This window comes from Bacillus sp. ISL-45 (assembly GCF_018613195.1).
GTDB lineage: Bacteria > Bacillota > Bacilli > Bacillales > Cytobacillaceae > Mesobacillus.
In genome coordinates this window covers 238,557-248,292 of record NZ_JAGGQQ010000001.1, presented here as the reverse complement: position 1 = coordinate 248,292, position 9,736 = coordinate 238,557, and the positions used below count along the sequence as shown (strand labels likewise).

General features: G+C 41.3%; 5 protein-coding genes and 1 riboswitch. All 5 genes read left to right on the top strand.

Annotated elements, in window-relative coordinates; translation table 11 throughout:
* On the top strand, positions 1–874 hold an 874-nt coding region (locus tag J7E35_RS01210), incomplete at its 5' end, for a hypothetical protein (RefSeq protein ID WP_214776377.1).
* A 222-nt stretch (positions 875–1,096) separates the two neighbouring features.
* A riboswitch (cyclic di-GMP riboswitch) is annotated at positions 1,097–1,193 on the top strand.
* 77 nt (positions 1,194–1,270) lie between these two features.
* Positions 1,271–6,376, top strand: a complete 5,106-nt coding sequence (locus tag J7E35_RS01205; RefSeq protein WP_214776376.1) for an OmpL47-type beta-barrel domain-containing protein — start codon at positions 1,271–1,273, stop codon at positions 6,374–6,376.
* Between the two features lie 173 nt (positions 6,377–6,549).
* Positions 6,550–8,946: a hypothetical protein gene (locus J7E35_RS01200; protein WP_214776375.1), complete on the top strand. Its 2,397-nt coding sequence runs from the start codon at positions 6,550–6,552 to the stop codon at positions 8,944–8,946.
* The gene (locus tag J7E35_RS01195) at positions 8,943–9,239 is read left to right on the top strand and encodes an EscU/YscU/HrcU family type III secretion system export apparatus switch protein (RefSeq protein WP_214776374.1); all 297 of its coding nucleotides are present in this window, start codon (positions 8,943–8,945) and stop codon (positions 9,237–9,239) included. The genes J7E35_RS01200 and J7E35_RS01195 overlap by 4 nt, the downstream gene beginning before the upstream one ends.
* A 54-nt stretch (positions 9,240–9,293) precedes the next feature.
* Positions 9,294–9,719: a flagellar export chaperone FliS gene (fliS, locus tag J7E35_RS01190; protein WP_214776373.1), complete on the top strand. Its 426-nt coding sequence runs from the start codon at positions 9,294–9,296 to the stop codon at positions 9,717–9,719.
* The last annotated feature ends 17 nt before the right edge of the window (positions 9,720–9,736 follow it).

Below are 9,736 nucleotides of genomic sequence, written 5' to 3'. Positions count from 1 at the left end.
TGAGGGAAAAAAACCGGCCATCAGTATTTTACAGCAGAAACAAGCAGTAATTGTGGAAAGCCTGACAGCAAATCCCACGGACATCACAGTGGCTCCAGGCAAAAGTGTGCCATTCACAATCACGGCAAATATGAGTGATGGAACGACAAAGAACGTGACGCTTGATAGTACAACCAAGTATGTGAGCAGTGACAGCCGGATCGTGAGAAGCAGCGGAACAATCGTAGCCTCCAATACGGCTCCGGATGGACTGACCGGGACGGTCACCGTCACGTATGGAGGAAAAGAGACGGCCATCAATGTACTGGTGAAGAAAACAGAAGTCATCGTGGAAAGCCTGACAGCCAGTCCAGCCGACATTATCGTAGCCCCAGGCAAAAGTGTGCCATTCACAATCACAGCAAATATGAGTGATGGAACGACAAAGAATGTAACGCTTGATAGTACAACTAAGTATGTGAGCAGTGACAGCCGGATCGTGAGAAGCAGCGGAACAATCGTAGCCTCCAATACGGCTCCGGATGGACTGACCGGGACGGTCACCGTCACGTATGGAGGAAAAGAGACGGCCATCAATGTACTGGTGAAGAAAACAGAAGTCATCTTGGAAAGCCTGACAGCCAGCCCGGCCGACATTACCGTGGCCCCGGGCAAAAGTGTGCCATTCACAATCACAGCAAATATGAGTGATGGAACGACAAAGGATGTAACGCTTGATAGTACAACTAAGTATGTGAGTAGTTACAACCGAATTGTAATTAGTAATGGGGCAATTGTAGCATCAAATCTTGCTATAGATGGACTTACCTCAACCGTTACTGTAACTTACGGTGGAGTAGAGACGGTCATCAATGTGCAGGTCAAGAAAATATAAGTAACAATACAGGTTCTAATCGCAAGTGTAGGAATGCTAGGAAATCAGCACTATAGTTATCCGAAAAAAGAAGAAACTGAACAATATAAAATAAGAAGGGTTGTCAAAGACAACCCTCTTTTATTATATTCGTTTTCACAAAATCAGTTAAATATACACTTCATATAGTTCTAATTACCTATATTAATCTTCAGGGAAGTAGATTAGTATATAGGTAAATATAAGTGAAAAAGGCAAACTATGGGAAACTATAGGACGCAAAGCCACGGGCCTGTTCTACCTTTCTAGTTATTTAGGTGGATGGCAGCCGGTTGCCACAAGGATTACATAGTGTTTTTTCTATGGACCTTGTTAAGGTCTTTTTGTTTGCCCTTTTTTCGGAAAAGGAGATAAAAAATGTTTAAGAGATTATTTAAGATCCCGTCTCTAGTAGTAGTTATGCTGCTAATTGCTCAATTGGTTTTGCCGATTGGATCAGCATTTGCCAACCAAGCAAGCAGTATGTTGCCCCCTACTGATCTCGCTTACGTGAATCCATCCCCTGAAGATGTAAAACTCACATGGAATGCTGTATATGGAGCGACTGGCTATAATGTTTATGAAATTCAAGAGGGCCAATTGATTTTACTTGGTACAGTTAAAACGAATACTTATAGCATATACGATCTGCCAGAAGGAAGTTATACCTATACAATATCCACTTTGAGCGGGGAGTTCGAATCAGGGCCATCAGCTCCGATCACTCTGAATGTTGTTTATCCTTCAATGGAAGCACCGACTAATCTGTCTTATAAAATCCAAAATGGTAATGATATTGTCCTTAACTGGACGTCATCTAAATATGCTCAAGAGTATTCTATTTTTGAAGTCTTGGAAAATGGTGAATCTAATCTGCTTACGACCACGACTTCAAATAGTTACAAGAATACAAATGCTGCAGCAGGTAAATATACATATGCTGTATCTGCATCTAACCCATATTTCGGTGAATCAGTACTTACAGATTCAATATCTGCTGAAGTTGTTCACCCGATTATGACAAGGCCTGCGAATCCGACTTTCACTATTTCAAATGGAACTGATGTAACCTTGAAGTGGAGCAGTGTTCCATTTGCGAATGGCTATAATGTGTATCAGGTGAGAGATGGACAAAAGGTATTAAAAGAAACCGTTACTTCTACAAGCTTGAAGCTAGTTAATCAGCCAGAAGGTGAGTACCAATATATCATTCATTCCTTCAGCGATCGCTTTGGTGAGTCAGAGGAAGGCAGTGAAATATCACTAACAGTTAGTACGGTAGTAATGAAAGCCCCTAATGCTACTGCAAAAGTGCAGAACTTTAATGATATTTATATTAGCTGGGACCAAGTGAATTTTGCTGACAGCTATAAAGTCTATCAAATTGTTGATGGAGAAAAAGTGCCCAAGGATACAGTTACAAGGAATTATATAAACTATCAAAAACAAGAGAGTGGCGACTACCATTTTGAAATCCACTCATACAGTGACCGCTTTGGTGAATCAGAAGAAAGCGCCAAGATAACCGTTACAGTTGAAACTTACCAGCTTGATGCGCCACAAAATGGTTCAGTAAATATCAAGAATGGAAATGATTTAACCCTAAGCTGGGATTCAGTGACTAATGCCAGCAATTATAATATCTATCAATATATTAATGGAGAAAAAATCTTAAAAGATTCGATTACTGGAACGACTAAAACATACACAAATCAGCCGGAAGGTAATTATGAGTATGAAATCCACGCTTTTAATTTACGCATTGGAGAATCCAATGAAGGACTTAAAATCAGTACTGCTCTTGAACATCCAGAGGTTGTTCCTCCGGCCAATGTAGAATATGCTGTGACAAACCCAACTAGTTTTACATTGAGCTGGGATAAGGCTGAATATGCAAACAGCTATAATGTGTACCAGATTCTTAACGGAGAAAAAGTACTGAAAAGATCTGTTTCGGGTACAAGTATTTCGTACAGCAACATGGAAGCTGGTAAGTATGAATATGAAGTGTATGCTTACTCTGTTAGATTTGGAGAATCAAAACTTGGAAGCAAGGTAGAGGTCACTCTTGATGGTTATGTCATGCAGGCTCCGGGAAATCTAAAATATATTATCCTGAACGGCAATGATATCAAACTGGAATGGGATTCAGTGGACTACGCTGCCAGCTATAAAATCTATCAAATAATTGATGGTGAGAAAAAGCTATTAACAACATCAAATAGAAACTATGCTACATTGTCCAATCAGCCAGAAGGAGATTATGAAATTGTAATTCATTCTTACTCATATTTCTCCAGCCAATCACCAGATGGAGCTCATACCAATATCACTTTGATTCATCCGGTTATGGATAAGCCTAAAGGATTAACTGCTTTAATCGCGAATGGCAATGATGTTGTATTGTCCTGGGATGCTGTTACGTATGCTACCAGCTACAATATTTATGAGTTAATTGATGGCAATGAGGTATTAAAAGAAACAGTTTCATCATCAGCTAAACCAAAGAAAACCCTTATTAACGTCATTGAAGGAAAGCATGAATACGTCATCCGTTCTTTCAGCACTCGCTTTGGCGAATCACCTGAGGGAACAGAAGTGGAAGCAGTGGTAGATTTTCCTGAGATGCAAAAACCGGAGAACCTAACACAAACTATTAATAACGGAAATGATATCTCTTTAAAATGGAACACTGCAGAATTTGCAAAATCCTATAATATCTATCAAGTTAAAAACGATGAAAAAGAGTTGTTGAGAACAGTAAGCAGTACATCAACTGTGTTATCAAACATGCCAGAAGGGGATTACACATTACAGGTAACAGCATTTAGTGATCGATTTGGGGAGTCTGCTGAGGCAAGTACAGTAGAATTCACTTTAATCTTCCCAATCATGCAAGCCCCAGAAGATGTCTATCATACTATTAATAACGGAAATGACATCATTTTAAGATGGAATAGAGCTGAATTCGCAAAATCTTATAATATTTATCAGGTAGTTGATGGAACAAAGGAGCTATTAAGAACTGTTACTGGAACTTCTGTATCCTTTACCAATATGCCGGAAGGGGACTACAACTACGAAGTTCACTCTTACAGTGATCGATTTGGAGAGTCAGTTACAGCAAGCACTTTAACGATCCCTTTAGTACACCCTATCATGCAGGCTCCTGAGGATTTGAATTATATCATTAACAATGGAAATGACATTATCCTAAAATGGGAAAAGTCTACTTTTGCAAAATCATATAACATCTATCAAGTTAAGGATGATTCAAAAGAATTAATCAAAACGGTGACCGGGACTTCTGTTTCCTTTTTAAACATGGCCGAAGGAGACTATCACTATGAAGTTCATTCTTATAGTGATCGTTTCGATGAGTCACCAAATTCAAGTGAGTTAGAGTTCACATTGGTTTGGCCAGAGATGCAGCCTGCAGTCTTGACAGGAAATGTTGTTAATGTAAATAATATTACTTTTACATGGCCACAGGTAACCTGGGCAAACGGGTACCAGGTTTATAAGGTTGTTGGCGAAAATCGAGAGCTCCTTTATAAGGGGAATGCCCTGAAATACGCTGTGTATAACCTTACAGAAGAAACACATTCATTTGAAGTAGTCGCTTATAGTGACCGATTTGGCCAGTCGCCTGCTTCAAACAAATGGACTGAAAATATCGTTTATCCGGAAATGCAGGCACCAGTTGCTAGTCTAAAGCTTACTAGCGAGACAAGTGCTATTATTACCTGGAACTTTGTTGCGTACGCCAATGGCTACAATATTTATGAGTTGATTGATGGAGAACCGGTTTTGATTGCTGAGAAAGTTAATAATCTTTCTTATAAACTGCAAAACTTAACCTATGCCAACCACCTATACTATGTAACATCCTACAGCAACTCATTTGGCGAATCAGAGCCATCTGAGACGGTCCTGGCAAAATTGATCATCGATGAGGAAGCACCCGTGACGACATCTGATGTTTCATCAGATTGGACGAATGAGGATGTGACTGTTATATTATCAGCAACCGATAATGAAACAGGAGTTGCGTCAACTTATTATTCGGTAAACGGATCAGAATTCATTAAAGGCAAAAATTTTACAGTTGAAGATGAAGGAGTCCACAAGGTATCTTTCTATTCGATTGATAAGGTAGGCAATAAAGAAGTAGTTAAAACAACTGAAGTTAAAATCGACAAGACTCAGCCTGAAATATCTTCGGATCTCAGTGATAACTGGGCAACGGCAGATGTGGTGGTGAAGTTATCTGCAGCGGATCAGCTGAGCGGAGTAGCTAAGACTTACTACTCTATAGACGGAAATGATTTTGCTGAGGGTACTGCATTTACAGTATCAGGCGACGGAATTCACAACGTGAAGTTTTACAGCGTTGATCACGCCGGCAATGTTGAAGATGTTCAATCTAAGCCAGTGAAAATCGACAGCCAGGCCCCAGTGACATCTTCTAACATTGAAGATAAGTGGTATCAAGATGTAGTAACAGTGGAATTGCCTGCAATAGATGACTTAAGCGGAGTTGCGGCAACTTACTATTCATTAGATGGTGAGAATTACACTGAAGGTAATGAAATCATCCTTGAAACAGACGGCATTTACGAAGTTTCCTATTACAGTGTCGACAATGCAGGCAACATTGAAGAAACTCAAATACAAACTGTTAATATTGACAGTGAAAATCCAGTAACCGCAGACAATATCTCAGATCTTTGGTACAACAAAACCTTCAAGGTTGAATTGAATGCAACTGACAACTTAAGCACAGTAGACAAAACATACTATTCAATCAACGGCTCAGAATTCATTGAAGGTACAAGCTTTGAAGTATCAAAAGAAGGCATTAATGAGGTTGTGTACTTCAGCATCGATAAAGCTGGAAATAAAGAAGTAGTTACTACAACTCAAGTTAAAGTCGATAAAACAGCACCAACGATCTCTGCGGACCTGCAGGAAGAGTATAAACTTGGTTCCGAGTTCGCAATTTCGTACACTGCAGCCGACGAACATTCTGGCGTTGCAAGCGAAGAAGTGACGATTAACGGTGTTACCTACAAAAATGGAGACACAATAACTCTCGACCAGCCAGGCGTTTATACGCTAAGCATCGAAGTCACTGACCACGCAGGCTGGACAACACAAGTTGAAAAAGAATTCGTTGTCTACATCCCGGCAACTCTTGAAGTGCTGCCGAAAGTAATCAAAGGCAACAAAGGCATCTTCACTGTCAAGGCGAACCTGCCAGCTGAATTTGCTGGTTCTTCATTCGATGTTCCTACAGCAACATTAAATGGAGTGGCTCCTAAGGTTGATAATAACGGCTTGTTTAGACAAGCGGATAAAGGCCATTTCAAATTCGAGCGCGAGGATTTTGACTGGAAGCCAGGTAAAGCAGAATTGGAATTCAGAGCATATCTAGATAATGGTTACCTTGTGGTAGGTTCGGCTATTGTCGATGTAAAATAAGAACACAGCAAAAGGCTCCTCGATATGAGGAGCCTTTCTTTTACTTTCTGCAGGTAATTGTCTTCCATTCTAATATTGCAAACATTCCCAGCAATCTAGTCATATATTCACATTCAAAAAATCAGATAGAAGCCGATACAAATAGTAGATTTATATGTTCGGAGTGTGTTGACATGATGCAGATAACAAATCATACGGTTTCAAGACAGATAAGCGATAGCCAGAATCAGGTTAAGCTCGGGGACATTACCCCTGTCATGATCAAGGAAAGAGCTGGGGCCAATGAGGCGACAGTGCAGCTGAAGGGCCAGGAGTATAAGGCGCAGTTCGAGGGCGCTATTCCTGCTTCAGACCGCTTACTTGCTGAAGTCGTTGGTATGCCTGAAAAAGGGAAGGTCATCTTAAGACAGGCGTCTGCTCCTGCACCCGTAAAAACACAAGAAAGCCAAACCATCGATGCACGCCTTTCAAAGGCTGGTATCGATCCAGCTAAAAACATAGATTTGAAGAATGCTGTAAACATACTTGATGCCAAGTCTATTCCTTTATCAAGAGATAGCCTTCAAGTCTTGCAGAAATTCATAAATGAGGCCCCAGGAACCATACCAGAAAAGATGGAAACGGTAAAAGTGATTGCCCAAAAGAGTCTGCCGGTGACAGCTGAGCATTTGAGGTCCATCCATTCGGCGATGCATGGACCAGCACTTAAAGATGCGCTGATTGAACTTACAGCTAAAAATGCAATCAAGTTTGACTCTCCACAGCCAATAGCTAAGCCAGAACCATCCCAGACTGCGCCTGTGAGGCAGGAAGCAAACAGCGGTGCACGCCATTCAAATATAGAACAAGTACTGCAGCAAATTAAGAGGGGGAACATCCCTGCAAAAGAAATACAAGGACTTGTTGCTGAAGCGGGCAACAAGTCTAATGCAGAAATGCAGACGCTAAAACAGGAGATCCTCAAGGCTTTGCAAATTCATGAAGCTGGGACAGAGCGTATTAACCAGGCTAATGAAGTTCAAGACAAAACCAAAGCGGCGCAACTTTTGGCAGATGGCCAAAAGCTGCAGCAAATTTCTGTGTCAAAGCTTGCTCAATCACTCGGCAGCCTGGACTCTGTTTTAGAAGCCGATAAAGAGCAAACTGGCCAAAATCTATTAAACCTTCACTCTTTGATAAAAGATGCTCAAAAGGAATCCTCCATCGAGAAAATGCTGCAAAGTATTGGCCGGGCTATTGAGAGTTTTGAAGATACAATCGATTTAACGCAATTAAAGTCTACTTTTGAAAAAGCACAGCTTCTTTCGGAGCAAGGCAGGGAGCTTGCGGCCAGAAAAGTAGTAGCAGAAGCAGTCAGCCAGCTCGAGAAGCAGCATCCGATTTTACAAAAAATTGTTGACCCGCTTGCGCTCACAGAGGCTGAGCAGTACGCCATCAATGAGTCCCTGCAAACGCTGGGACTGCAATCAAAGGCCGTTTTGGTTACGGAGGTATCCAAAAAACTTTCGCAAATGGCGATCGATTTTAAAAAGATTAAACAGGACATCACCAGGAATCTGGATAATATCTCGAACCTGATTGAACAAAACGGCAGCAAGGTCGCGGCGAGACAGATGCTTGATACGACTATCAATAAGCTCGATCATGCCATTCTTAAAAGTAATTTCATGCTGTATACAGATATGCTGACTGAGAAAAAAATGCTGAATGCCAGCTCTCGTCTGAATGAAGCGAGAAACCTTCTGGCGAAGGGCGATTTCAGCCAGGCGAGCCAAATTGTAAAAGATGTGAAAACTGTCCTTGATCAAATTATTTTTAAACCATCGACAACAAGAGTCCAGAACTTCGTGAATGAACAAAGCTTTTTAAAGTCGGCGGCAACGATGGATGAGCAACTGGCCTACAGCATCAAGCAGGCAGTCAGGCCGATTCCTGAGCAGAATTATTCCTCTCGCCAGGTATTTGAATCACTGAAACGATTGGGACTGACACATGAAAATGATGCGGCAAACAATCTGGTGTTTGGTTCTAAAGGCAATCGAGAGGAACTTAGTCCGAATGTTAAATCACTGCTGATACAAATGAGCCAGGAAGGTGAAGGCCAGGCAAAAGCAGAGCAGGCCCTCTCAAGCCTGACCGGCCAGCAGCTTTTAAATAAACAGGATTCTACAGGAATGCAAAATCTGTTCATGCAAATGCCATTCCTGCTTAATCAAAATATGGAAAATATCAAGGTGTTCATCAACTCTCAGAAGTCCGGGGAAAAAATTGATTGGGAAAATTGCAGTCTTTATTTTGTCCTTGAGACCAAGAAACTCGGTGAGGTTGGAATCCTTGTCACTGCGCAAAACCGCAATATCTCGATCACCTTTAACAGCAATAAGGAAAACCTCGAACAAAAGCTTACCCCTTTGACAGAAGTGTCAGCGGAACGATTGCAGGAGATTGGGTACAAGCTTGAGGGCTTGAAATCGAAGAAGCTGGCCGAGGTCCAATCTGAATCAAATGGTGAAGAAAAACAGAATTTAACCCCTGCTTTTACAGAGAAAGGGTATGATTTCACGATATGAATAATCTTCATTTTAACCAAATCAATCGCAGAGTGGCGAATGGGCCATCTGCGGCTGTTATCAAATATGACGAAGAGCAAGGGAAATCTCCAACGATCGTTGCACAGGGAACTGGTGCAGTTGCAGAAAAGATCATTGAGCTCGCGAAGAAGAACAATGTCCATCTCCAGGAGGATTCTTCCCTGCTCCAAAACCTGCTCGATATCGACCTTGGAGATTCCGTTCCTCCCCAATTATATGGAGTTGTCGCCGAGATATTTCTTTTACTGGAAGAATTAGAAAGAAACTATTAAACTTCGGCGGGCATGTCCGATAAAAACAATAGTTACCATTTACGGAGGTATAAGATGGAGGCACTGACAAAAGACGTCATCTTCAAGAAAAGCCCCCAGGAATTAACGGCCCTTCTTTATGAAGGGATCATCGATAACCTGGAACAGGCAATTGATCTGATCAATGAAAAGTCCTATGTTCAGGCAAATGCTAAGCTGCAGCGGACAAATGATATTTTACATAGGCTTGGAGTAGGTTTAAAGTATGAGGCTGGCCCGATTGGGCAGCAGCTTGACATGCTGTATAACTATATGGCTGACCAGATTGTCCAGGCGAATTTGAGAAAGGACACATCCCTTCTTAGAGAAATGATCAATTTGATCCAACCCATCGCACAGGCATGGAACGATGTTTTGAGAAAGAAAGTGAATGTATCTCAATCCAGTACTGTACGAAAAGTGACAGCATATGAAAATAGTGTAATGAGGGTACCAAATTAAAGAGAGATAAAGGGAGA

Excerpts from the sequence above, each read along its gene's own strand:
- J7E35_RS01200 (WP_214776375.1), top strand. The coding sequence starts at position 6,550 with ATGATGCAGATAACAAATCATACGGTTTCAAGACAGATAAGCGATAGC.
- fliS (WP_214776373.1), top strand. The coding sequence starts at position 9,294 with ATGGAGGCACTGACAAAAGACGTCATCTTCAAGAAAAGCCCCCAGGAA.
- J7E35_RS01195 (WP_214776374.1), top strand. The coding sequence starts at position 8,943 with ATGAATAATCTTCATTTTAACCAAATCAATCGCAGAGTGGCGAATGGG.
- J7E35_RS01205 (WP_214776376.1), top strand. The coding sequence starts at position 1,271 with ATGTTTAAGAGATTATTTAAGATCCCGTCTCTAGTAGTAGTTATGCTG.